At 62.0% G+C, this 24,346-nt stretch carries 27 protein-coding genes; 15 read left to right on the top strand and 12 right to left on the bottom strand.

Going from position 1 to position 24,346, the window contains the following annotated elements; all coding sequences use genetic code 11:
* Positions 1–11 precede the first annotated feature (11 nt).
* From rpsM to ACP15R_RS08410, 5 genes are all read right to left on the bottom strand, one after another.
* Positions 12–380 carry a 30S ribosomal protein S13 gene (gene rpsM, locus ACP15R_RS08430; RefSeq protein ID WP_424985958.1) on the bottom strand — a complete coding sequence of 123 codons (369 nt, stop codon included), beginning with the start codon at positions 378–380 and terminating at the stop codon, positions 12–14.
* A gap of 242 nt (positions 381–622) precedes the next feature.
* Positions 623–1,201 carry an adenylate kinase gene (locus ACP15R_RS08425; RefSeq protein ID WP_424985957.1) on the bottom strand — a complete coding sequence of 193 codons (579 nt, stop codon included), beginning with the start codon at positions 1,199–1,201 and terminating at the stop codon, positions 623–625.
* Positions 1,198–2,547, bottom strand: a complete 1,350-nt coding sequence (gene secY, locus ACP15R_RS08420; RefSeq protein WP_424986372.1) for a preprotein translocase subunit SecY — start codon at positions 2,545–2,547, stop codon at positions 1,198–1,200. The genes ACP15R_RS08425 and secY overlap by 4 nt, the downstream gene beginning before the upstream one ends.
* Before the next feature lie 129 nt (positions 2,548–2,676).
* Positions 2,677–3,150, bottom strand: a complete 474-nt coding sequence (rplO, locus tag ACP15R_RS08415; protein WP_424985956.1) for a 50S ribosomal protein L15 — start codon at positions 3,148–3,150, stop codon at positions 2,677–2,679.
* A 220-nt stretch (positions 3,151–3,370) separates the two neighbouring features.
* Complete coding sequence (locus ACP15R_RS08410) at positions 3,371–3,595, bottom strand: DUF1127 domain-containing protein (RefSeq protein WP_424985955.1); 225 nt, start codon at positions 3,593–3,595, stop codon at positions 3,371–3,373.
* Between the two features lie 235 nt (positions 3,596–3,830).
* On the opposite strand from ACP15R_RS08410, the gene ACP15R_RS08405 reads away from it, so the two are divergent.
* The 11 genes from ACP15R_RS08405 to ACP15R_RS08355 all read left to right on the top strand — a co-directional run bounded on the left by ACP15R_RS08405 (position 3,831) and on the right by ACP15R_RS08355 (position 13,520).
* A complete protein-coding gene (locus ACP15R_RS08405) occupies positions 3,831–4,697 on the top strand; it encodes a branched-chain amino acid aminotransferase (RefSeq protein WP_424985954.1) in 867 nt (288 codons plus the stop codon).
* A gap of 129 nt (positions 4,698–4,826) precedes the next feature.
* A complete protein-coding gene (locus ACP15R_RS08400; RefSeq protein WP_424985953.1) occupies positions 4,827–5,282 on the top strand; it encodes a universal stress protein in 456 nt (151 codons plus the stop codon).
* Between the two features lie 103 nt (positions 5,283–5,385).
* Positions 5,386–5,949, top strand: coding sequence for a NifU family protein (locus tag ACP15R_RS08395; protein ID WP_424985952.1), 564 nt, complete (start codon positions 5,386–5,388; stop codon positions 5,947–5,949).
* On the top strand, positions 5,939–6,538 hold the full coding sequence (tsaB, locus tag ACP15R_RS08390; protein ID WP_424985951.1) for a tRNA (adenosine(37)-N6)-threonylcarbamoyltransferase complex dimerization subunit type 1 TsaB: 600 nt from the start codon (positions 5,939–5,941) through the stop codon (positions 6,536–6,538). The genes ACP15R_RS08395 and tsaB overlap by 11 nt, the downstream gene beginning before the upstream one ends.
* Positions 6,535–6,957 carry a GNAT family N-acetyltransferase gene (locus tag ACP15R_RS08385; protein ID WP_424985950.1) on the top strand — a complete coding sequence of 141 codons (423 nt, stop codon included), beginning with the start codon at positions 6,535–6,537 and terminating at the stop codon, positions 6,955–6,957. The genes tsaB and ACP15R_RS08385 overlap by 4 nt, the downstream gene beginning before the upstream one ends.
* 151 nt (positions 6,958–7,108) lie before the next feature.
* Positions 7,109–8,107, top strand: a complete 999-nt coding sequence (locus tag ACP15R_RS08380; RefSeq protein ID WP_424985949.1) for a BMP family lipoprotein — start codon at positions 7,109–7,111, stop codon at positions 8,105–8,107.
* 2 nt (positions 8,108–8,109) lie between these two features.
* Positions 8,110–9,678: an ABC transporter ATP-binding protein gene (locus ACP15R_RS08375; RefSeq protein ID WP_424985948.1), complete on the top strand. Its 1,569-nt coding sequence runs from the start codon at positions 8,110–8,112 to the stop codon at positions 9,676–9,678.
* Between the two features lies 1 nt (position 9,679).
* On the top strand, positions 9,680–10,774 hold the full coding sequence (locus ACP15R_RS08370; RefSeq protein WP_424985947.1) for an ABC transporter permease: 1,095 nt from the start codon (positions 9,680–9,682) through the stop codon (positions 10,772–10,774).
* The gene (locus ACP15R_RS08365; RefSeq protein ID WP_424985946.1) at positions 10,774–11,739 is read left to right on the top strand and encodes an ABC transporter permease; all 966 of its coding nucleotides are present in this window, start codon (positions 10,774–10,776) and stop codon (positions 11,737–11,739) included. Before ACP15R_RS08370 ends, ACP15R_RS08365 begins: the two co-directional genes overlap by 1 nt.
* 96 nt (positions 11,740–11,835) lie before the next feature.
* Complete coding sequence (locus ACP15R_RS08360) at positions 11,836–12,759, top strand: sulfite exporter TauE/SafE family protein (protein ID WP_424985945.1); 924 nt, start codon at positions 11,836–11,838, stop codon at positions 12,757–12,759.
* A gap of 2 nt (positions 12,760–12,761) precedes the next feature.
* The gene (locus ACP15R_RS08355) at positions 12,762–13,520 is read left to right on the top strand and encodes a TIGR02186 family protein (protein WP_424985944.1); all 759 of its coding nucleotides are present in this window, start codon (positions 12,762–12,764) and stop codon (positions 13,518–13,520) included.
* Between the two features lie 7 nt (positions 13,521–13,527).
* On the opposite strand, the gene ACP15R_RS08350 is transcribed toward ACP15R_RS08355, so the two are convergent.
* The 7 genes from ACP15R_RS08350 to ACP15R_RS08320 form a co-directional block, all read right to left on the bottom strand.
* Positions 13,528–14,262: an SDR family oxidoreductase gene (locus ACP15R_RS08350; protein WP_424985943.1), complete on the bottom strand. Its 735-nt coding sequence runs from the start codon at positions 14,260–14,262 to the stop codon at positions 13,528–13,530.
* Positions 14,259–15,788: an ATP-dependent DNA helicase gene (locus ACP15R_RS08345; protein WP_424985942.1), complete on the bottom strand. Its 1,530-nt coding sequence runs from the start codon at positions 15,786–15,788 to the stop codon at positions 14,259–14,261. Before ACP15R_RS08345 ends, ACP15R_RS08350 begins: the two co-directional genes overlap by 4 nt.
* A 56-nt stretch (positions 15,789–15,844) precedes the next feature.
* A complete protein-coding gene (locus ACP15R_RS08340; protein ID WP_424985941.1) occupies positions 15,845–16,483 on the bottom strand; it encodes an acyl-homoserine-lactone synthase in 639 nt (212 codons plus the stop codon).
* Between the two features lie 81 nt (positions 16,484–16,564).
* Positions 16,565–17,281 (bottom strand): helix-turn-helix transcriptional regulator, encoded by a 717-nt coding sequence (locus ACP15R_RS08335; protein ID WP_424985940.1) that lies wholly within the window; start codon positions 17,279–17,281, stop codon positions 16,565–16,567.
* Entirely contained in the window at positions 17,223–17,441 is a 219-nt protein-coding gene (locus ACP15R_RS08330; protein ID WP_424985939.1) for a hypothetical protein, read from the bottom strand. Before ACP15R_RS08330 ends, ACP15R_RS08335 begins: the two co-directional genes overlap by 59 nt.
* Before the next feature lie 212 nt (positions 17,442–17,653).
* Positions 17,654–18,940, bottom strand: coding sequence for a crotonyl-CoA carboxylase/reductase (gene ccrA / locus ACP15R_RS08325; protein ID WP_424985938.1), 1,287 nt, complete (start codon positions 18,938–18,940; stop codon positions 17,654–17,656).
* A gap of 107 nt (positions 18,941–19,047) precedes the next feature.
* Complete coding sequence (locus ACP15R_RS08320) at positions 19,048–20,457, bottom strand: 1-acyl-sn-glycerol-3-phosphate acyltransferase (RefSeq protein ID WP_424985937.1); 1,410 nt, start codon at positions 20,455–20,457, stop codon at positions 19,048–19,050.
* Positions 20,458–20,567: 110 nt separating this feature from the next.
* Between ACP15R_RS08320 and ACP15R_RS08315 the strand changes: the two genes are divergently transcribed.
* The 4 genes from ACP15R_RS08315 to deoD all read left to right on the top strand — a co-directional run bounded on the left by ACP15R_RS08315 (position 20,568) and on the right by deoD (position 24,329).
* Complete coding sequence (locus tag ACP15R_RS08315) at positions 20,568–21,119, top strand: GNAT family N-acetyltransferase (protein ID WP_424985936.1); 552 nt, start codon at positions 20,568–20,570, stop codon at positions 21,117–21,119.
* Between the two features lie 93 nt (positions 21,120–21,212).
* The gene (locus ACP15R_RS08310) at positions 21,213–23,174 is read left to right on the top strand and encodes a methylmalonyl-CoA mutase family protein (protein ID WP_424985935.1); all 1,962 of its coding nucleotides are present in this window, start codon (positions 21,213–21,215) and stop codon (positions 23,172–23,174) included.
* Between the two features lie 109 nt (positions 23,175–23,283).
* Positions 23,284–23,607: an H-NS family nucleoid-associated regulatory protein gene (locus tag ACP15R_RS08305; protein ID WP_424985934.1), complete on the top strand. Its 324-nt coding sequence runs from the start codon at positions 23,284–23,286 to the stop codon at positions 23,605–23,607.
* 17 nt (positions 23,608–23,624) lie between these two features.
* The gene (gene deoD / locus ACP15R_RS08300) at positions 23,625–24,329 is read left to right on the top strand and encodes a purine-nucleoside phosphorylase (RefSeq protein ID WP_424985933.1); all 705 of its coding nucleotides are present in this window, start codon (positions 23,625–23,627) and stop codon (positions 24,327–24,329) included.
* Positions 24,330–24,346: the final 17 nt, after the last annotated feature.

Here is a 24,346-nt window from a genome sequence, read left to right as displayed (position 1 = left end):
GATCCGCCCCCTTACTTCTTCTTGCCTGCGATGGCCTTTGCCGGGCCTTTGCGCGTGCGAGCGTTGGTGTGGGTCCGCTGGCCGCGAACCGGAAGGTTGCGACGATGGCGCAGACCGCGATAGCAGCCCAGGTCCATCAGGCGCTTGATGTTCATCTGCGTCTCACGGCGCAGGTCGCCTTCGACGGTCAGGTTGGCATCGATGAATTCGCGGATCTGCAGGATCTCGCTATCGGTCAATTCGTTGACGCGGCGGGTCTGGTCGATACCGACGCCTTCGCAGATCGACTTGGCGGTGGTGGTGCCAATACCGGTGATATAGGTGAGGGCGATCGGAACCCGTTTGGCAGTCGGGATATTTACGCCGGCAATACGTGCCACGTGTCACTTTCCTTTTCGTTGCGGGTCCGTAGCGCCAGACCCTTTTTTCACAACGTCTGACCGTGGCAGTGTCGCCAGTGGGTCCGACATTTTCGAGGTGGTCATGCGGCAGGAGCGAATCCTGCACGCGCGATTGATATCCCTTGCGGGATGGGGGTGGTTAGGGCGTTTCCGAACGAGCGTCAAGCCCCGCATCGGAAATTCACCGAACCACCGGTACACGCCGCATAAAACGCGGCCTGTCAGCTGTCGAGGACGGCCGAAATCGAGGCTTGCACCTCGGCGATCTGACCCAGCCCGTTGACCTTCGCCAACTGACCCTTAGCGTGGTAATAGCCGATCAGCGGCGCGGTTTTCTTGTAATATTCCATGAGCCGCGTGCGCATGCTGTCTTCGTTGTCGTCCGCGCGCACCGGCCGGCCCGCGGCGGCAGCTTCCTTGGCACGGTTGACGACGCGCTGAACCAGCGTTTCGTCATCGACTTCCATTTCGACCACGGCATCCAGGCTCTCACCCTTCTCCGCGAGCAGCTCGCCCAGGGCGTCGGCCTGCGCCAGCGTGCGCGGAAAACCGTCAAAGATGAAACCGCCGGCGGCTCCCGCTTCGAGTTTCTCGCGGATCAGGCCAATCACGATCTCGTCCGTGACCAGCTCGCCGCGCGCCATCACCTCGGCAACCCGGTTGCCCATTTCGGTGCCGCTGCTCTTGGCCTCGCGAAGCATGTCGCCGGTGCTGAGCTGCACCATGCCGCGGGCTTCTACCAGGTGATGGGCCTGTGTGCCCTTGCCCGCGCCCGGCGGTCCCAACAATATGATATTCATCGACGCGCAGGTCCTCGCTTGCCCCGTTTCTTGCCTCCGCTGCGTCCCCGCAGCTGCGATTTCTCGATCAGGCCCTCATACTGATGCGCCAGAAGATGGCTCTGGGCCTGCTGGATCGTGTCCATGGTTACGCTGACGACGATCAGCAAAGAAGTCCCACCAAAGTAGAAGGGAATCGCAAACTGCGCCCGCAGGATTTCCGGCAACAGGCAGACCGCGGCGAGGTAGGCCGAACCGATCACCAGGATACGGTTGACCACGTATTCCAGGTATTCCGCCGTCTTCTTGCCGGGGCGAATGCCGGGCACGAACCCGTTCTGGTTCTTGAGATTGTCCGCCACGTCATCCGGTTTGAAGCTGACGTTGAACGTGTAGAAATAGGCGAAGAACACGATCATCGAAACGAAGAACAGCAGGTAAAGCGGCTGGCCCGGTCCGAAATTCGCGAGCAGCCAGGACATCACCGGGCCGCTGGCGGACCCTTGCGAGAAGGTCGAGATCGTCACCGGCAGCAGCAGCAGCGAGCTGGCAAAGATCGCCGGGATCACGCCGGCGGGGTTGACCTTGACCGGCAGGTGCGACGAGCCACCGTCATAGACCTTCATGCCGACCTGGCGGCGCGGATACTGGATATGGATCTTGCGCAGGGCGCGCTCCATGAACACCACAAAGGTGATCACCGCCATCACCATCACGATCACGCCGACGATCACCGCGGGGCTGACCGCGCCGGAGCGACCGCTGGCCAGAAACTGCGCGATGGCGGCGGGAATCTCGGCGACGATGCCGACAAAGATGATCAGCGAAATGCCGTTGCCGATACCGCGCGCGGTGATCTGTTCGCCCAGCCACATCAGGAACATGGTGCCCCCGACCAGCGTGATCATGGTCGAGAGACGGAAGAACATCCCCGGATCATGGGCCAGCTCCCCGCTCTCGAGCGACACCGCCAGGCCATAGGCCTGCACCGTCGCCAGAAGCACCGTGCCATAGCGGGTATACTGGTTGATCTTCTTGCGCCCCTGCTCGCCCTCTTTCTTGAGCTGTTCGAGCTGCGGCACCATCGCGGTCATCAGCTGGACGATGATCGAGGCGCTGATATAGGGCATGATACCCAGAGCAAAGATACCCATCCGCCCCAGGGCGCCGCCGGTGAACATCGAAACCATGCCGCCGATGCCCTGGCCTGCCTGCTCCATGAACTCGCGCAGTGCGATACCGTCGATCCCCGGCACCGGGATGAAGGTGCCAAGCCGATAGACGATCAATAGACCAAGGGTGAACAGGATGCGGTTGCGAAGATCCGTTGCCTTGCCGAGCGCGGACCAACTCGTGTTTGCCGCCATTTGCTCTGCTGCTGATACCATGAATGGGGTCTCTTTTATGACAACGCCGCCCTGGGCCGTTCTCCGGCTCGGGCGGCGTCATGGAAAACTGAGGGATATGTAAGCGGCATAAGCGCCGCTCACAACCCGTTATTCTGCTGCGGTCGCTTTCGTGACCGTCAGAGAGCCGCCCGCTTTCTCGACCGCTTCGACGGCCGACTTGCTGGCGCCGGTGACTTCCAGCGTCACCTTGGCGGTCAGATCACCCTTGGCCAGCACGCGAATGCCGTCCAGCTTGCGGCGCACCAGGCCGCTGGCAACCAGCGCATCCTCGGTGATTGCGCTGCCCGCGTCCAGCTTCTTGGCGTCGATGAATTTCTGGATCAGCCCCAGGTTCACGACGGCAAAGGACTTCCGGTTGGGCTTGTTAAAGCCGCGCTTGGGAAGGCGTTGGTAGAGCGGCATCTGGCCGCCTTCGTAACCGTTGATCGCAACACCCGAACGCGATTTCTGACCCTTGATACCACGGCCACCGGTCTTGCCGGTGCCCGAGCCGGGACCACGGCCGATACGTTTGCGTTTCTTGGTTGCGCCTTCGTTGTCGCGCAGTTCATGCAATTTCATGTCGCTTCTCCTTTTGCCGGAAATGACCCCCAGCGACGGGAGCGGTCAGACGCGGCGTTTCATGTGTGAGTCGTGCGGACCGGAAGGGTCCACCGGGGGCGTATAGGCGAGGAGCGCGGATCGATCAAGCCGTGAAGTTGGCAATCACGCAACGCCGCGAAGCGCCCGCAAGTGCAAAGCTTGCTACCCGAAAATGCCGCACACCCCGGCAGCACCGTGCTCAGAGCGGAACGATCCTGTTCGCTTCCGCCTCGGCCAGATGAACGAAATCCGAGCGGCTGAGCCCGAGATCCCTCAGTTCACGGTCGTCCAGCTGGCGCAGTTCCGTATAGGCGCGGTCAAAGGCGGCGCGCCGGGCGCGGGCGGTCTTGATCGCGGCGATCAGTCCGAGAATGCGCCCCTTCAGGCCAAAGCCTGCATTGGTCGAAGCCTGTACATATGCCATTTTCATGGTCCTTCATGTTTTCAGCGGTCAGGCCCCTTGCCCGCCGCCGTTTCGTCAGATCGACCGTATCTATGGGGTTGCGTTAGCGATAACCACGGCCAAACCGGTCTTGCCGCTATGCAGCCAGCGCATGACCAGCCCCCTTGCAATCGCCGCCGCCCCCTGCCCCGAGAATGGGTCTGGACGCCCGAACGGCGCGCGCCTAGGGTCGCCGCCAGGCAAAGGACATTCAGACATGGCAACCGGCAGCAACATCCGCACCTATTACAACGGCACCTGGCATGACGGCGACCTGCCGATCATGCGGGCCGCCGATCACGGCGCGTGGCTGGGCAGCAGCGTGTTCGACGGGGCGCGGCTGGTGGATGGGCTGACACCGGACCTGCATGCCCATTGCGAGCGGGTGAACCGTTCGGCGCGGGCGCTGATGCTGACCCCGACGGTCGGCACCGACGAGATGGTCGACATCACCCGCGAGGGGCTTGCCGGCTATTCCCGCGACGCCGCGGTTTACATCCGCCCGATGTATTGGGGGATTGACGGCGATGTGACCGCGATCGTGCCGCAGGCGGAAAAGACCGGCTTTGCCATCTGTCTCGAGGAAATCCCCCTCGCCCCGCCGAGCGCCTCTGTCACCCTGACCCGCACCCGCTTTCGCCGCCCGGTGCTCGAGGACGCGGTGGTCAATGCCAAGGCGGCCTGTCTCTATCCCAACAATGCGCGGATGCTGGTCGAGGCGCGCAGCAAGGGGTTCGCAAATGCGCTGGTTGCCGACGCGATGGGTAACGTGGCCGAGACCGCGACCGCCAATATCTTCATGGTGCGCGATGGCGAGGTCTTTACCCCGGTGCCCAATGGCACATTCCTTGCCGGCATCACCCGTGGACGCCACATTGCCCATCTCAGGGCCGACGGGGTGCCGATCCATGAGACCGTTCTGAGCTTTGACGATTTTGCCAGGGCGGACGAGGTTTTCATGACTGGCAACATGTCCAAGATCACGCCCGTCACCGCCTTTGACGACGTGCAATACCAAACCGGACCCGTCACCAAGCGCCTGCGCGAGATGTATTGGGATTGGGCCGCGTCCGAACGCGGATGATGGGCGACGGCGGATGCGCCACGGACCGCCCGCCGGTTCGACACGGCGCAGTCACCGCCTTAGATGTCACTGTAAGGTTGCCAGCCTGCCGCCCGCGCGGCATGATCGCGGCCAAGGGAGAATGAAGCGATGCGCAAGTTTCTTGTGGTTCTGGATGACAGCCGTGAATGCCTGAATGCCATGCGGTTCGCCGCGATGCGCGCGGCGCATACGGGCGGCGGCGTGGAAATCCTGTCGGTGATCCCGCCGGACGAGTTCAATCATTGGATCGGCGTCGGCGAAGTGATGCGCGAAGAGGCCCGCGAGCGCATACACGCCCATTTCGAGGTCTTCGCCAAATGGATGCGCGACCGGCAGGGCATCGACCCCGAGCTGGTGATCCGCGAGGGCGAAGCGGTGGCCGAGATCATGGCCCAGGTCAAGGATGACCCCGAGATCGGCGTGCTGGTGCTCGGGGCCGGCACCGACAAGAAGGGCCCCGGCCCGCTGGTGTCACAGATGACCCGCTCTGCGGGATCGCTGCCGATCCCGATCACCATCGTGCCCGGCGACCTGACCAAGGAAAAGCTCGAGGCGATTACCTGAGACGCGCGCGCCACAGGCACGCGCAAGCAATTTAGAATCGTTCCAAACCTTGACTTGCCCCCGCACCGGGCGCATATCCACAACACGCAACCGGAGCCACGCCATGTTCATCCAGACCGAATCCACCCCGAATCCCGCCACGTTGAAATTCCTGCCGGGTCAGACTGTTCTGGAGGCCGGAACGGCGGATTTTCCCTCGGCCGATACCGCCGGGAAATCGCCGCTGGCACAGCGCATCTTTGCGGTACAGGGCGTTGCGGGGGTGTTCTTTGGCAATGACTTCGTGACCGTCACCAAGGAAGACGGCGTCGAGTGGGACCACGTGAAACCGGCGATCCTGGGTGCAGTGATGGAACATTTCCAATCCGGCCAGCCGGTGATCGACGATGGCGGCCAGGCGGCCTCGGGCCATGCCGAGCACAGCGGTGAAGACGCCGAGATCGTCGACCAGATCAAGGACCTGCTGGACAGCCGCGTGCGCCCCGCCGTGGCACAGGATGGCGGCGACATCACGTTCCACGGATTTGACCGCGGTGTTGTCTATCTGCACATGCAGGGGGCCTGTGCCGGGTGCCCGTCATCGACGCTCACGCTGAAGATGGGAATCGAGAACCTGCTGCGCCATTATATTCCCGAAGTGACCGAGGTGCGCCCGGTTGCCGTCTGAACCCAGCTTTCTGGCATTTGATACATCGGCCGCGCATTGCGCGGCCGCATTGCTGTCGGGCGGGCGCATCACCGTGGCCCGGCTGGAGGTGATGCAGCGCGGACAGGCCGAGCGCCTGATGCCCCTGCTGCACGAGGTGCTGGACGAGGGGGGCCTGACCTGGCGGGACCTGACCGCCATCGGTGTCGGGGTTGGACCCGGCAATTTCACCGGGATTCGCATCGCGGTATCCGCCGCGCGCGGCCTGGCGCTTGGGCTGGGCATTCCGGCTGTCGGGGTGAACGGCTGCCAGGCGCGCGGATGGCTGACACCGAACAGCGTCGTGGCGATCCCCGCGCCGCGCGATCAGGTCTATCTCTGCGATTCCACCGATTCCTGTTCGATGCCGCGCCTGATGCCACGGGCCGAGGCAGAAAACATCGCCGGGCGCGCCCTGACCCCCGAAAGCAGCCCCAAGCGGCTGGCCGAGGCCATCGCCTGGATCACCGCCGCCAATTGGCAAACCACGATCACGCCCCCGGCCCCGCTTTACGCCCGTGCCGCGGATGCCGCCCCGTCCAGCGACGCGCCGCCGGTATTGCTCGATTGATCTCGCCCGCCGACATGGCGGCAACCCATGCCGCCGCGTTCACTCAGGCCCGCCCGTGGAGCGCCGGGGAATTCGCCGAACTGCTGGCACAGCGGTTCTGCCACGCCGAGGGCGACCGCAGCTGTTTTGCCCTGTTTCGAGTCATCGCGGACGAGGCGGAACTGCTGACCATTGCCACCCATCCCGATCTGCGACGTCAGGGCCGGGCCAAGAACTGCATGTTGCGCTGGCATGATCGCGCGCGAAATCTTGGCGCAACCCAGGCATTTCTTGATGTTGCCGCAGACAACCACGCCGCGCTCGCGCTCTATTCCGCCATCGGCTACACGGAAAACGGGCGGAGGCCGCAATACTATCCGCGCGCCGGTGCCGCGCCCTGCGACGCCGTGCTGATGACCTGCGACCTGTCCCAAGGTTAACGTCCCAAATCCCTCTGCGGTATCAGGAAAACGGTTGACCCCGTGTCGCTGCTGCGGCCTTATTCGTGTCACATACTCAACGATGCACGAACCCGGGCCGGCAGGGTGTGACCCGATGGCCCCAACAGATAGAACAACCGGGAGATCCCACATGACCCTTATGAAAACCCTGATGGGGGCCGCCGCCACTCTTGCGCTGACCGCGGGCACAGCCCTGGCCGATCCGGCGTTGATCTTTGACCTGGGCGGCAAGTTCGACAAATCCTTCAACGAGGCGGCGTTCAACGGGGCCTCCCGCTGGGCCGAGGAAACCGGTGGCTCTTTCCTTGAGATCGAACTGCAATCCGAAGCGCAGCGTGAACAGGCGCTGCGCCGTTTTGCCGAGGCCGGTGCCAACCCGGTGATCACCATGGGCTTTGCCATGGCGGACCCGCTCAGCACCGTTGCACCGGATTACCCGGAGACCACCTTTGTCGTGGTCGATGTGAGCTGGCTCGAGGTCGAGAACCTGCGCCAGGTCAGCTTTGCGGAGCATGAAGGCTCATACCTCGTGGGGATGATGGCCGCGATGGCCAGCAAGACCGGCACAGTCGGCTATATCGGCGGGATGGATGTGCCGCTGATCCGGCATTTCGGCTGTGGCTATGCGCAGGGCGCCAAGGCGGTGAACCCCGACATCAAGATCGTCGCCAACATGACCGGCACCACCCCCGCCGCGTGGAACGACCCGGTCAAGGGCAGCGAGCTGACCAAGGCGCAGATCAGCCAGGGCGCCGACGTGATCTATGCCGCGGCGGGCGGCACCGGTGTTGGCGTGTTGCAGACGGCGGCGGATGAAGGCGTGTTGTCGATCGGCGTGGACAGCAACCAGAACCACCTGCATCCGGGCAAGGTTCTGACCTCGATGCTCAAGCGGGTCGACGTGGCCGTCTATGACGCGATGATGGCCGGCGAAGCCGTGGAAACCGGCGTGTTCACCATGGGGCTGGCCGAAAACGGCGTGGGCTATGCGCTGGACGACAACAACGCGGAACTGGTCTCTGATGAAATGAAAGCGGCGGTTGACGAAGCCCGCCAGAAAATCATCGACGGCGAGATCAATGTGGTCAGCTATTACGAAAACGACAGCTGCCCCGCCCTGAGCTTCTGAGCATGGCGGCGCATACAGAAACGGGACGGCAGGAGACTGCCGCCCCAGCCCCGGCAATTGAACTGCGCGGGATTTCCAAGGCATTCGGGCCGGTTCAGGCCAACAAGGACATTTCCATCCGCGTCATGCCGGGCACGATCCACGGGATCATCGGCGAGAACGGCGCGGGAAAATCCACGCTGATGAGCATTCTCTACGGCTTTTACAAGGCCGACAAAGGCGAGATCTACATATCCGGCACCAAGACCCAGATCCCCGACAGCCAGGCCGCCATCGCGGCGGGGATCGGCATGGTGTTCCAGCATTTCAAGCTGGTGCAGAATTTCACCGTTCTGGAAAACATCGTACTGGGGGCCGAGGATGGCCGCATGCTGACCCCGTCGCTGGCCAAGGCGCGCAAGGTGCTGGTCGAGCTTGAACGGGAATACGGGCTGAACGTGGACCCGGACGCGCGCATCGAGGATATTGGCGTCGGCAAGCAGCAACGGGTCGAAATTCTCAAGGCGCTGTACCGGCAGGCCGAAATCCTGATCCTGGACGAACCGACCGGCGTGCTGACCCCGGCCGAGGCGGATCAGCTGTTTCGTATCCTGCATCGCCTGCGTGACGAGGGCAAGACGATCATCCTGATCACCCACAAGCTGCGCGAGATCATGGAAACCACCGACACCGTCAGCGTGATGCGGCGCGGCCAGATGACGGCGACGGTCAAGACATCGGAAACCAGCCCAGAACACCTTGCCGAATTGATGGTGGGCCGCAAGGTGCTGCTGCGCGTCGACAAGGTGCCCGCGGCTCCGGGTGCCCCGATCCTGGAAATCGAGAACCTGAGCGTGGTCGATGAAAAGGGCGTCGAGCGGGTCAAGGGCATCGACCTGACCGTGCGCGCCGGCGAGATCCTGGGCATTGCGGGGGTTGCGGGCAACGGCCAGTCGGAACTGCTCGAAGTTCTGGGCGGGATGCGGCGCGGGCATGGCACCGTCCGCGTCAACGGCGCGCCGCTGGCCCTGTCGGGGCAAGAGTCTGACGGGCGCGCCCGCCGCGACCGGCAAATCGCCCACGTGCCCGAGGACCGGCAGCGCGAAGGGCTGATCATGGAATTTCACGCCTGGGAAAACGTCGCCTTTGGCTATCACCGCGACGACATCTATCGCCGCGGCATGTTGATGGACAACGCCGCCCTGCGCGCCGATACCGAGGCCAAGATGGAGCGGTTTGACGTGCGCCCGCCGGACCCCTGGCTGGCCGCCAAGAATTTCAGCGGCGGCAACCAGCAAAAGATCGTGGTGGCCCGGGAAATCGAGCGCAATCCCGATCTGCTGCTGATTGGCCAGCCGACCCGCGGCGTCGATATCGGCGCCATCGAGTTCATTCACAAACAGATCGTGGCGCTGCGCGATGAGGGCAAGGCGATCCTGCTGGTGTCGGTCGAACTGGAAGAGATCTTTTCGCTGTCCGACCGCATCGCGGTGATGTTTGACGGGCACATCATGGGCGAGCGCCTGCCCGAGGACACCGATGAAAAAGAGCTGGGCCTGTTGATGGCCGGCGTATCCGGGGAGGCCGCGTGACATGGACGTGATGCCGAAATGGGCCGATCTGGTCCTGATCCCGCTGATCTCTCTGGTGCTGGCGGCTATCCTGTCGGCGCTGGTGATCATCGGCATCGGAGAAGACCCGGTTGCCGCGGTCAGCCTGATGGTCAAGGGCGCGTTGGGGTCAACCTATGGCTGGGGCTATACGCTCTACTACGCCACCAACTTCATGTTTACCGGGCTGGCCGTATCGGTCGCCTTTCACGCCAAGCTGTTCAATATCGGTGGCGAAGGCCAGGCGATGCTGGGCGGGTTGGGCGTGGCGATGGCCTGTCTTTATATCCCGTGGCCGCATTGGACGATCGCGTTGATCTTTGCGTCGGTGGCCGCCGCGCTGTTCGGCGCGGCCTGGGCGGCGATCCCGGCCTATCTGCAGGCGCGGCGGGGCAGTCATATCGTGATCACCACGATCATGTTCAACTTTATCGCCGCCGCGGTACTGAACTATATGCTGGTGACGGTGATGCGCCCCAAGGGTGCAATGGACCCGGCCACCGCCCGCTTTCCCGAAACGGTGCACCTGCCGTCGTTCCAGGACATGTTCTCGACGGCGGAAACCGCGCTGTTCCGGGGCGCACCGGCAAACATCACCTTTTTCGTGGCGCTGGCCGCCTGTGTGTTGGTGTGGCTGCTGATCTGGCGCACCCGGCTGGGCTATGAAATCCGCGCCTATGGCCATTCCGAACCCGCCGCGCTGTATGCCGGTATTTCACCGTTTCGCATCACCATGATCGCCATGCTGATTTCCGGCGCCCTGGCAGGCATGATGGCGATCAACAACGTGATGGGCGAGGCCGAGCGGCTGGTTCTGAACGCGACCGAAGGTGCCGGGTTCATTGGCATCGCCGTGGCCCTGATGGGGCGCAGCCACCCGTTTGGCGTGTTCCTGGCGGCGATCCTCTTTGGGTTTCTCTATCAGGGCGGCGCAGAGCTGGCCCTCTGGACCAACATTCCACGCGAATTGATCGTGGTCATTCAGGCGCTGGTCATCCTGTTTACCGGGGCGCTGGACAATATGGTGCGCATGCCGCTTGAACGCCTGTTCCTTCGCTTGCGCCGGAGGAACGGCTGATGGATTTCCTGACGATCATTCAGGTGCTCGACAGCACGGTCCGCCTGGGCACGCCTCTGCTGCTGGCCTGTCTTGCCGGGCTGTTCTCGGAACGCGCCGGGGTCTTTGATATCGGTCTCGAAGGCAAGATGCTGGCGGCGGCGTTCTTTTCGGCGGCGGTAGCGGCGGTCTCGGGATCGGTATGGCTCGGCCTGATTGCCGGAATTGCGGCGTCGCTGGTGCTGGCGGCGCTGCACGGGCTGGCATCGATCACCTTTCGCGGCAACCAGCTGATCTCGGGCGTCGCGATCAACTTCCTTGCTGCCGGCATGACGGTTCTGATTGCCCAGGATTGGTTCGGCCAGGGCGGGCGGACGCCATCCCTGATGGGCGGCGGCCGGTTCGAACCGATCACCCTGCCCTTTGCCGAAAGCATCGCCGCAGTGCCGGTTATCGGCCCGATCTATGCCGAATTGCTGTCGGGTCACTCGGTTCTCGTCTACCTCGCCTTCCTCGCGGTCCCCGCGACCTGGTGGGTGCTCTATCGCACGCGTTTTGGTCTGCGCCTGCGAGCGGTGGGCGAAAACCCCGCCGCCGTCGACACGGCGGGGGTGTCGGTTGTCGCGCTGCGCTATGCCGCCGTGGCGATCTGTGGCGTGCTGTGCGGGATCGCCGGGGCCTATCTCGCCACGGCGCTGCAAGCCGGGTTCGTCAAGGAGATGACCGCCGGGCGCGGCTTTATCGCGCTCGCGGCGCTGATCTTTGCCAAGTGGCGGCCATGGCACGCCATGTGGGCCTGCCTCCTGTTCGGCTTCCTGCAAGCCATCGCGCTGCGCTATCAGAACATCGATCTGGGCGGCCTGGTGATTCCGGTGCAGGTGATGGACGCCCTGCCCTATATCCTCACCGTGGTGATTCTGGCCGGATTCGTCGGCAAGGCGATCCCCCCGAGAGCCGGTGGCGAACCCTACGTCAAGGAAAGATAGGACAAACCGCCCGGCATGCGCGCCGGGCGGCATTTTTTTATGCTGCACAGCAGCATCACGGTTGCATTTTGAGACCGGACAGCGATAACACAGATCATGCAAGTCTATCTCCCCATCGCCGAAGTCTCCGTGAACATTTTTCTGGTTCTGGGTCTTGGCGGTCTGGTGGGCATTCTCTCGGGCATGTTCGGTGTGGGCGGCGGTTTCATCATGACTCCGCTGCTGTTTTTTATCGGCATCCCTCCCGCCGTGGCCGTCGCAACCGGAGCCAACCAGATCGTCGCCTCGTCAATTTCCGGCGTATTGGCGCATTTCCGAAGGCGTACCGTTGACCTCAAGATGGGAACGGTCCTGCTCGTCGGGGGCCTGTTCGGCGCGGGCCTGGGTATCGGCGTGTTCAACTATCTCAAGAGCATCGGCCAGGTCGATCTGCTGGTGAACCTCTGCTACGTGGTATTCCTCGGCATCATCGGCACGCTGATGTTCATCGAGAGCCTGAACGCCATCCGCAAGAGCCGCAAGGCCGGGGGCAAGCCCGCCTTTGTCCGCCGCCAGAGAACCTGGGTTCACGCCCTGCCGTTCAAGATGCGCTTCCGTACATCGGGGCTTTATATCTCGGTCATCCCGCCCCTTGGCGTCGGGCTTGCCGTGGGTGTGCTTGCCGCGATCATGGGGGTTGGCGGTGGCTTTATCATGGTGCCGGCGATGATCTATATCCTGGGGATGCCGACCAAGGTTGTGGTGGGAACCTCGCTGTTCCAGATCATATTTGTCACCGCCTTTACAACCATGCTGCACGCCACCACCAACTATACGGTGGATGTGATGCTGGCGCTGTTGCTCTTGATCGGAGGGGTCATCGGGGCGCAGCTCGGCACCCAGATCGGGTTGAAGATGAAGGCCGAACAACTGCGCATTCTCTTGGCGCTGATGGTGATCGCGGTCTGCGGCAAGCTCGCGCTGGAACTGTTGCTGCAACCGAGAGAGCTTTATTCCCTCGCACCGGTTGGCGGGGCCTGAACATGCGGTTGCTCTGGACACTCCTCTTCATCTTCGCGCCACTGGCCAGCCTTGCCGAAGAGGTCGTGCTGGGCCTCAGCCACGACAAGGTGGCCATCACCACCAGCTTTGACGGCTCTGAAATCCTGATCTTTGGCGCCGTCAAACGCGAAACCCCCATCCCGACGGAGTCGCCTCTCGAGGTTGTCATCACCATCACCGGCCCCTCCGAACCGGTCACTGTACGGCGCAAATCCCGGCTATTTGGCATCTGGGTCAACACCGATGCGGTCGAGGTGGACCGCGCGCCAAGCTTTTACGCGGTTGCCACCACCGCGCCGCTTGCCGACGTGATGAGCGAGACCGAGGATCTGCGCCACAAGGTATCGATCGAGCGGGCCATCCGTTCGGTTGGTGCCCCCGACAATATCGAGAACGCGGCGCTGTTCACCGATGCGGTGATCCGCATCCGGCGCGATGCCGACCTGTACCAGACGCTTGAAAACGGCGTCGCGCTGGACCAGCAGACGCTGTTCAGGGCCGCGATCGACATGCCGTCCAACCTGACCGAGGGCGACTATGCCACCCGCATTTTCCTGACCCGCGACGGACAGGTGGTTTCAAGCTACGAGACCTCGATTGCCGTGCAGAAGGTCGGGCTGGAACGCTGGCTCTTCGTGCTCTCTCGCCAACAGCCATTCCTGTACGGTCTGCTGTCCTTGGCGATTGCCATCGCCGCCGGCTGGGGCGCATCGACGGCCTTCCGCCTGCTGCGTGGCTAAGACGCCCTTAGCCGCGCCCGATATAGGGCATCTTGGTCGCCATCACGGTCATGAACTGGACATTTGCCGCCAGGGGCAGGCCCGCCATATGCAGAACCGATGCCGCGGCATCGCCCACATCCATCGTGTGATCGGGCTCGGCATCCGGATCCGCGGCGCGCTTCTTGCGGTTCAATTCCTCGACCATCGGCGTCAGCGCATTGCCGATGTCGATCTGTCCGCAAGCAATGTCAAAGGGACGACCATCCAGCGACAGGCTGCGGGTCAGGCCGGTTATCGCATGTTTGGTTGCCGAATAGGCCACCGAATTGGGTCGCGGCACATGCGCTGCAATCGATCCGTTGTTGATGATCCGCCCGCCTTGCGGATCTTGCCGGCGCATCGCGGCAAAAGCTGCCCGCGCGCAGAGGAACATGCCATTCAAGTTGACATTGACCGAACGGTGCCAATCCTCGATCTCGATTTCGTCAATGGTGCCGCCGGGCGTAAAGATGCCCGCATTGTTGAACAGCACATCGATCCGCCCGGCCCGGTGCAGAAACCGCTCGAACGCCGCATCGACAGCGGCGGCATCGGTCACATCCGCAACCAGCGGAACCGCCCGGTCATGCCGCCCTGCCAGTTCGTCGAGCAATTCGCCGCGCCGGGCGAGGATGCCCACCTGCCATCCGTTTTCGAGAAACAGCTCGGCAGTCGCCCGTCCGATCCCGCTGCTGGCACCGGTGATGATGATCGTTTTCATGTCTCTTCCGCCTCAAGGGTCAGGGGCGCGACCGGGGCCCCCCGCAGGTCGTCCACCCGAAGTGGATGGGTCGGCTTGGACAGCCGATTGCGCACCACCCAGATCAACCGTTCCTGTGCCCGCGTGATCGCCACATAGGCCAGGCGCTTCCACAGGGGTTGCCCGGCCTCGATCCGCCCCATGCGCGCCGCCACGAACAGGTCGGGCGCAAACACCTGGACCGTGTCCCATTGCGAGCCCTGCGCCTTGTGTATGGTGACCGCAGCCCCGTGCAGGAACGCCGCGCCCATGCGGGCAGCATAGGGAATGAACGGCTCTTCCTCGTCGGGTTTCTCGATCTTGACGATTGACGCGGCGCTCACCTGCGGGTCTTCCGCGCCCATCACGTGCAGGCGCGAAAAGCCCGGCTTCTTGCCCGGCCCCAGATAGACAACCTGCGCCCCCTTGATCAGCCCGCGCGCCTCAAGGTCCAGCCGCCGCTTGCGATGTTTAGCCGGCAACTCGATCCCGTCGCAAATCAGCGGTTCCCCCTCCAGCAACGCGTCTTCGGGTGCGCCATGGACCGAGCGGAACGCATTGATCAGCCGGATGCGGGTTGCGTTGCGCCAGACCAGAACCGGGCTGCGGGCCATCAGGTCAACCTCGACCCGCTGTCCCCAGACCACACGTTCGTCACGGCGGGCGGTCTCTTCAACCATCGCCTCAAAATCCTGAAAGCCGAGTTGCGGATCGGCCAGCGCATGCGCGAGGTCCAGGATCGGATTGTCCGCCTCCTGCCGATGCACACGATGCAATGTCAGCTTGCGCGTGTCGGGCAGACCGTCGAACACCATGCTGCCCGATTGGTTGACCGGAGCCAACTGCGCCGGGTCGCCGAACAGGACCAGCGTTGGAAAGATGTCCTTGAGGTCTTCGAACTGCCGGTCATCCAGCATCGAGGATTCATCGACAAAACCCACATCAAGCGGATCCTCGCGCCGTTTCCATCCGGTGATGAAATCCGAACCCCGCAGCCCCGCCGCCGCCAATGCGCCCGGAATCGACTTGTTGCCCGCATAAAACGCCGCCGCCCGGTCCAGCGCCTGGTCGGTCAGCCCTTCGATTTCGGGGCGCTCTCCATCATTGGCCAGCCATTCCGCGATGCGCTCATATTCCGGGTCATAGACCGGTGAATACAGGATTCGGTGGATCGTCGTTGCCGGCACCCCGCGCAGGCGCAAAACGCTCGCCGCCTTGTTGGTGGGTGCGAGTATCGCCAGGGTGCGTCGGTTCTTGCCGCGCCGGCTTTCGTAATCGCCGGAAACCACATCGAGCCCCGCCCGTTCCAACTCCTTGTAGAGTTCCGCCAAGAGCAACGTCTTGCCCGAGCCCGCCTTGCCCACAAGCGCCATCACCCCGGCACCATCGTCGCGAGGCGGCATCACCGTCCCGTTGTCAATATCGATGCCCGCCCCGCGCAGCATGTCCGCCACGCGGTCATGGGCCATGGCCTGATCGTCGGAATAGGTGAGCTTTGGTGTTGTCATGGTCGCGACACTACAGCCGCGACAATAGCTTCACCAGAGAGCGATTGCGATTTGGCTTAGGCAGACAGCGCCATCTGCCGGTGTTCCGCCGGTCCAAACGCGCGGTTGAACCACAGGCGCGACAATTCTTCGGAGATCCCCGATCTGCGGGCAATCTGCGCCTTGGCCTTCTCCGAGAATTCCCAGAGCCCGACGCTGATCTTGTTGCGCCCTTCCCCGGTGCTGCCCAGTACCTCGGGCGACGACCCGATGAGCCGATAGATGCGCACCATGCGCGCGTCGAACACCCCAACAAAGTGGCGAATGCCAAACCCCGTCATGATCTCGCCCCCGGCGAGCATCAGCGCCGCCGCGACATTGCTGCCCGCGTTGCGCGACAGGCAAAACCTGGTGCACTCCCAGATCATCGGACTGGAGATCGTGGTATCGCCCGTAAGGTCGCCAAACACATCATTGACCATGACCGGTCCGGTTGTCGGCAGAAACCGCATCGATCCGCCATGGCTGCCATCGGGTTGCTCCCAAATGACATAGAGCGGGTTGAGCCGGTCATAGCCGTCCATTTCATAGCCGTTGTCATCAACGTCTACGTCCCAGCCAAGCCGCGTCTTGAACTGGTCCGCGCGATCGCGAAACATGGTCCGGCGCAACTTTGGATAGTTGTGAAGGTCGTTTGCATAAATGTAGCGCAGCATGATCGTGTCCCCTTGTCGTCCTGCGTATTCAGGCTTACGACAAGAGTGGTTAACGTCAGGTCATCGCGGCGTTCGTGCCGTTCAGACCACGATCAGACCGCGACTCATCGCGCGGGCGACAGCATGTGTCGTGTTGAGCGCACCCAGCTTGAAACGGGCACTTTCGATATAGACGCGCAGCGTATGTTCCGAGATCGAAAGCGTCTCTGCGGTCTGCGCCCGGCTATACCCCATCGCCAGCAACGTCATCGCATCCACTTCGCGCGGGGACAGCGCCCTGGAGCTTTCCGGTTGCCGGTCGGGTTCGAATTCCAATGCCTTCCTGTTGAAGAAATGCGCGATCAGGATCAGGTCGCGGCTGTTTTCCTCGGTGAATTGCGCCCATGTGGCGTCGTCACAGCTATGGCTGACCGAGAACAGCGCGAATTGTCCATTCGGGCCGCGGATCGGGATCGAGAACCCCTGGTTGCCGACCCCGTATTCCTGGGCTTCTATCATGAATTGCCGCGCGGCCTTGCTCGACCAATCCAACCGCTTCCAGTCGACCGGGTGAAACCGCTGGAAACATCCCAGGATGACCGGATCGACGCGCTGGTAATTCTGCGAAACCCAACGCTCCCTCCATTCATCCGAATAAGTTCCGCAGCCGTATTGATCCCCCGCGCTATCGACCCAGTGATAGACCATGTGATCGACGAGAAACGCGTCGCGCAAGGCCTCGATTATTCCCTGAAGTTCGTCAAGCTCGCTGGTGGCGTCCAATTCCTCCAGCACTTGATCCAGATTGACTCGGTTCACCATTTAGTACCGAACGCGCCTCTTCTTTGCGGGACGAAATTTCGGCAGCGGCGATGAGCGTCGTGTCATCCAGTTGCTCCGCAAGGGCCCCCAGACCATTTGCCGAAGCAAATGATTTGAGGTCTGCCAATACGTCCAGTATCCAGTCGTTGTGCGTCATGAGAGTCGCTCCGCAGTGGTTAACGAACAATTAACACAAGACTACCATTCGCCGGTTTGTTAGGAAATTCGCAGCTTTGGACCCCCCAAAAATAGCGAGGGCGGGTTTTGCAAGCCTCTGATTTCAAATGACGGGATTCTGAAAGCAAAACACCCGCGTCACCAAAGGGCGATTCGCGGGTGTCACTGTTTTCAATTTGGAGACACTAAGATTTACTTGCCAGCGTCCAGAACTTCTTCAAGCGTGCGCAGGCCGGTCACCGGAGACTGAACCAGCACCGACATGTTCCCCGGCTTGTGCTCGTTGCGCATCATCTTCATGTGCGCTTCGGGCAGGTCATTCCAGTTGAACACCTCGGACATGCACGGATCCAACCGGCGTTCGAGCATCAGGTTGTTCGCCGCACTTGCCTGCTTGAGGTGAGCAAAGTGGCTACCCTGGATGCGCTTCTGGTGCATCCAGACATAGCGCACGTCAAAGGTCAGGTTAAAGCCGGTCGTCCCGGCGCAGATCACGACCATGCCGCCCTTCTTGCAGACAAAGGTCGAGACCGGGAAAGTCGCCTCGCCGGGATGTTCGAACACGATATCGACATTGTTGCCCTTGCCGGTGATTTCCCAGATCGCCGCGCCGAACTTGCGGGCTTCCTTGAACCATTCGGCATATTCAGGCGTGTTGACGGTGGGCAGCTGCCCCCAGCATTTGAAGTCCTTGCGGTTGATGACGCCCTTTGCGCCCAGGCCCATCACGAAGTCGCGCTTGTCCTCGTCCGAGATCACGCCGATCGCGTTGGCGCCCGCGGTGTTGATCAACTGGATCGCGTATGACCCAAGGCCGCCGGATGCGCCCCAGACCAGCACATTCTGGCCCGGTTTCAGCTCATGCGGGTGATGGCCGAACAGCATGCGATAGGCGGTGGCGAGCGTCAGCGTGTAACATGCCGCCTCTTCCCAGGTCAGGTGCTTGGGCCGTGGCATCAGCTGTTGTGCCTGAACGCGCGTGAACTGGCTGAACGAGCCGTCCGGCGTTTCATAGCCCCAGATGCGCTGGCTGGGCGAGTACATCGGATCGCCGCCGTTGCACTCCTCGTCGTCACCGTCGTCCTGGTTACAGTGGATCACCACCTCGTCACCGACCTTCCAGCGGGTGACCTTGTCACCCACCGCCCAGACGATGCCAGACGCGTCGGACCCGGCGATATGATAAGGTTGCTTGTGACCGTCAAACGGGCTGATCGGTTTGCCAAGCGCCGCCCAGACCCCGTTATAGTTCACACCGGCGGCCATCACCAGGACGAGCACGTCGTGGCTGTCCAGCGCAGGTACATCCAGCACTTCCTGCAACATCGCAGTATCCGGTTCGCCGTGGCGCTCCTTGCGGATCGCCCATGCATACATCTTCTTGGGCACGTATCCCATGGGCGGGATTTCACCGACCTCGTAGAGATCTTTCTCGGGTGCCTCGTAGGGGGCAATGTCGCTGTTGGTGTCCAAAGCCATGGTGGCCTCCTGTCTTATTGTTTGCCGCAATGCAGAATCACGTCTGTCAGAACGAAATAGAAAGCGGTGCGCAATATTGCAACAACAATTAGATAGATTTTGTAATTTTATGACCCCGCAGTTGCAGCATCACCCTTTGCTGACGCAGAAACGCCCGGTCTCCCCTCCATCAGGTGCCGGATCGAGTTGGCATAATATGCCACCACCGCGACTTGGTCAGGCTCGATGTGATATCGCCCGTCCTCGACCCGCAGCACCCGCCGCTCCAGCAGGTTACGCAAACCGACCTCGGCCCCGTAATCACGGCTGTCGCGCGGCAGGTGCACATGGGCTTCGGGAAATTTCCTGAGAATCGCGCCATAGGCGAGCTCCATCTCGGCCCGTGTCATCGGTCCCCGTTCGACCAGCACCCAAGCCACGATCGGCACGGGCAACATCGGCACGATCTCCCCTATCCTGGCAATCAACTGCCGCGCCAGCGGTACGGTTAGGTCTCCCATGACCTGCCCGCGCAGGGTGCGCAGCGACAGCGGCTTGCCGAAACTGACCGCCGCATAGCCAAAGCGGTGATAGCGCCCCGTCATGCGCAGCCAGAGTTGCTTGACCGATTTCCCGGCCACCACGCCGATCCGGGCGTTGAACCGTCCCTTGGGGTCATTCGCCGCCCCAATCAGGATGCGATCCTCGAGCACACGGTCATAGTTGAGCGCGACCGGTACAAACACCACGTCCCGCCCGTCGGGGTCGAAATCATCGACGATGTATTTCAACAGTCCCAGCTTGGGCGGCATCAACGCACCCGACTGGCTCAGCCCGCCTTCGGGAAACATCGCCTGCGTGACCCCCGCATCGGTGGCAAGCCGCACATACCGCGCCAGAACCTTGCGATAGAGTTCGTTGCGCGACTTACGGCGGATGAAATAAGCCCCCATCGCCCTGATCAAACCGCTTAGCGGCCAGACCTGCGCCCATTCCCCCACCGCGTAGGACAGGGCCGAGCGTTCCGCCGCGAGATAGGTGACAAGCACATAATCCATGTTGCTGCGGTGGTTCATGACAAAAACCACCGTGGCATCCGGATCGATCTCCCTGAGCGCGGCTTCGTCGTGATGCCCCAGCCGCACGCGGTACAGCGCGTTCGACAGCCAGCGCGCGGCGCGAATCGCTACTCCGAAATAGGCCGATGCGGAAAACGACGGAACGATCTCACGCGCATAGCGGCCGGCCTCTTCAAAGGCGACGCTTTCGGGAATGCCCTGCGCCCGCGCATGGTCGGCAACCGCCTGGCTGACCTGCGGATCATAGATCAAGCGCTGGATCATGTCGTGACGCCGGGCCAGCTTAAATGGCTGGATCGGACGTTCCAGCCGCTCGTTCAGCCGCGCGACCACCCGTTCCAGGCGACGCCGGAAAAACCAGCGCACAGACGGAATCATCACCCTGTCCAATGCCGCGATCACCGCAAAACCAAGGATCAGCAGCAGCAGCCAGAGTGGGAGTTCGATGCTTGTCGTCATGTGCAATCCTTGCAAGCTGCCCCAGCAAGGTAAATATCTGTTTCATGACCACTGGCCAGACATCCCCGCATATATCGATATCCCGCGGCTTTCATCCGCATGAACGCGCTGTGGCGGCGCGGCTCTTCTGGCAGGCCTTCCGTGGCAAGCTTGGGCGAATCATGTGGCCCGAACAGCGCGCGCTCGGCTTTATCGGCGGCAACCTAGACCCGCAATTCGCGCTGGCCGCCCGTGACCATCACGGGACGCTATTGGGACTGGCCGGCTTCAAGGATCGCAATGGCGCGCTGCTTGGCGGAGATTTCCGCAGTCTGGCGGCAAGCTACGGTTGGTTCGGTGCGTTCTGGCGGGGCGCGCTTCTCGAATTGCTGGAACGGGATATCGAGCCGGACGTGCTGTTGATGGACGGGATATTCGTGTCCCAAGCGGCGCGCGGGCGCGGCATCGGCACCGCCCTGCTGCGCGCAATCTGCGATACGGCGCGCGCCCGGAACCTTTCGGCGGTGCGGCTTGATGTGATCGACACCAACCCCCGCGCCCGTGCCCTCTATGCGCGCGAGGGCTTCGTTGAGATAGACACACAAGACATCGGGCTCCTGCGGTTGCTGCTGAATTTTCGAACAAGCACCCGGATGCAACGCAACTTTGCCGATCCAATGTGATTGCCGCAACGCAGCGAATTGACAACGGTCGAAAATTTCTGTTTAGAAAGCGAATACGCAAGAAAATTACGCCATCCAGCATCGAGGCCCGACATGACGCAAAAAGATCGCCCTTGGCTTATTCGCACATATGCCGGCCATTCCACGGCACAGGCCAGCAACGCACTTTACCGCAGCAACCTTGCCAAAGGCCAGACCGGGCTGTCCGTCGCCTTCGACCTGCCGACACAGACCGGCTATGACAGCGACCACACGCTGGCGCGCGGCGAGGTGGGCAAGGTCGGGGTTCCGGTCTGCCATCTTGGCGACATGCGGGCGCTGTTCGATCAGATCCCGCTGGAACAGATGAACACCTCGATGACCATCAACGCCACTGCACCGTGGCTCCTGGCGCTGTATATCGCCGTTGCCGAGGAACAGGGCGCGGATGTCAGCAAGCTGCAAGGCACGGTCCAGAACGACCTGATCAAGGAATATCTCAGCCGAGGCACCTATGTTTGCCCGCCCAAGCCATCGCTCAAGATGATCGCCGACGTGGCCGAGTATTGCTATACGAACGTGCCGAAATGGAACCCGATGAACGTGTGTTCCTATCATCTGCAAGAGGCCGGAGCGACGCCCGAGCAGGAACTGGCCTTTGCCCTGGCCACGGCGATCGCGGTGCTTGACGAGCTGCGCCCGCGCGTTCCGGAGGCAGATTTTCCGGCACTGGTGGGGCGTATCTCGTTCTTTGTGAATGCGGGCATCCGCTTTGTCACCGAAATGTGCAAGATGCGGGCCTTTGTCGACCTTTGGGACGAGATTTGCGAACAACGTTACGGCGTCACCGATGCCAAGATGCGCCGGTTCCGCTATGGCGTTCAGGTCAATTCGCTCGGCCTGACCGAACAGCAGCCGGAAAACAACGTCTATCGCATCCTGATCGAGATGCTGGCCGTGACCCTGTCGAAAAAGGCGCGGGCGCGCGCCGTACAGCTGCCGGCCTGGAATGAAGCGCTTGGCCTGCCCCGCCCCTGGGATCAGCAATGGTCGATGCGGATGCAGCAAATCCTCGCCTTTGAAACCGACCTGCTGGAATATGGTGACCTTTTCGACCAGAATCCGGTGGTCGATGCCAAGGTCGAAGAACTCAAGACCGGTGCCCGCGCGGAACTCGCCAATCTCGACAGCATGGGCGGCGCGATTTCGTCGATCGAATACATGAAGTCCCGGCTGGTCGATTCCAACGCCGAGCGACTGAACCGGATCGAGGCGGGGGAAACCACCGTGGTCGGCGTGAACAAGTTCACCACCACCGAACCCTCGCCGCTGATGAGCGAGGATGGCGGCATCATGGTGGTCGATCCCGCGGTCGAACAGGACCAGGTCGACAGGCTCGCGGCGTGGCGGTCGGAACGGGACGACACGCAGGTCGCGGCCGCGCTCACGGCCCTGCGCGAGGCCGCCGCCAGCGGCGCAAACGTGATGGAACCCTCGATCGCCGCCGCCAAGGCCGGTGCCACAACCGGCGAATGGGCGGAACAGATGCGGCAGGTCTTTGGCACCTATCGCGGCCCCACCGGCGTCTCGGGTTCACCGTCAAACAAGACCGAGGGGCTTGACGAGATCCGCGAAGCCGTCAACGCGGTCAGCGACCGGCTGGGCCGGCGGCTGAAATTCCTGGTCGGCAAGCCGGGCCTTGACGGGCATTCCAACGGTGCGGAACAAATCGCCTTTCGCGCCCGCGATTGCGGAATGGACATCTCCTATGATGGCATTCGCCTGACCCCGGAGGAAATCGTCGCCTCGGTCAGGGAAAATGACGCCCATGTGGTTGGCCTGTCGATTCTCTCCGGGAGCCATATACCGCTGGTCGAAGAAGTCATGGCCAGAATGCAGGCTGCCGGTTTTTCGCACATTCCTGTGATCGTCGGCGGAATTATACCGGACGAAGATTCGCAACGGTTGCAAAAGATGGGCGTTTCGAAAGTATATACTCCCAAGGATTTTGAGCTAAATACAATCATGACGGACATTGTAGCGCTCGTGGATCCTGCGGCAATTGCCGCACAATAGGATATATTTGTCCTATTTGATATTTTGACGCTGAAGTGCGTCGCCATGGTCGCTATTGTGTCAGACTATGGCGCGCATGTGCGTCATGTTTGGTCAATGGGAGAAACATATGACAATAGACCTTACGTCGATGTCGCGAAAAGAGCTTAGGCAGCTTGCCAGGGATGTCGAGAAAGCCATTCGGAACGCCGAAAAGCGCGAACGCAAAGTGGCGTTGGAAGCCGCGGAAAGAGCTGCGGCGGAACACGGCTTTGCCCTGAGCGAATTGTCAGACGACGCAGCGGCGCGCAAATCGGCCAAAGGACCGAAATCGGCAGCCAAATACCGCAATCCCGATGACCCGACCCAGACCTGGTCCGGCAGGGGCCGCAAACCGCAATGGATTCACGATGCCCTGGCAAAGGGCACGGACATTGCCGATCTGGAAATCTAAGTCAGGCAAACCCCATCATGACAATTCATATCGGCGCCAAGCCGGGGCAAATCGCGGACACTGTTTTGCTTCCGGGAGATCCCTATCGCGCAAAATGGGCCGCGCAAACCTTTCTCAGCGATGTAGAACTCGTGAACGAAGTGCGTGGCATGCTGGGGTTTACCGGAACCTGGAATGGCAATCGCGTCACGATTCAGGGCAGCGGCATGGGAATGCCTTCGCTGTCGATCTACGTGAACGAATTGATTCGTGATTACGATGCCAAGACGCTGATCCGCATCGGGTCTTGCGGTGGCATGCAGGAACAGGTCGCCGTGCGTGATGTCATCCTCGCGATGACGGCAAGCACGGTGACCACGCCGTCACGCGGAATTTTCAAGGAACTGTCCTATGCGCCCTGCGCCGACTGGTCCTTGTTGCGCGCTGCCGCTGCTGCTGCCGGGCGTCGGGATACCACGATCCATGTTGGCGGGATCTATTCCTCGGACGTGTTCTATGACGAACGTCCCGACCTGAACGAACAGATGGTGCGCCACGGTATCCTGGGCGTCGAGATGGAAGCAGCCGAGCTTTATACGCTCGCTGCGCGCTACGGTCGTCGTGCGCTTGCGGTGCTCACCGTGTCCGACCACCTGCTGACCGGCGAAGCGCTCCCTTCGGATCAGCGCGAGACCAGTTTCGGCGACATGGTGGAAATCGCGCTGGAAGCGGCGTTTTCCTGAGCCTGTCCAAAATAATC

This window comes from Microbulbifer sp. S227A, from assembly GCF_049800935.1.
This window is presented reverse-complemented; position numbering and strand designations above follow the sequence as displayed.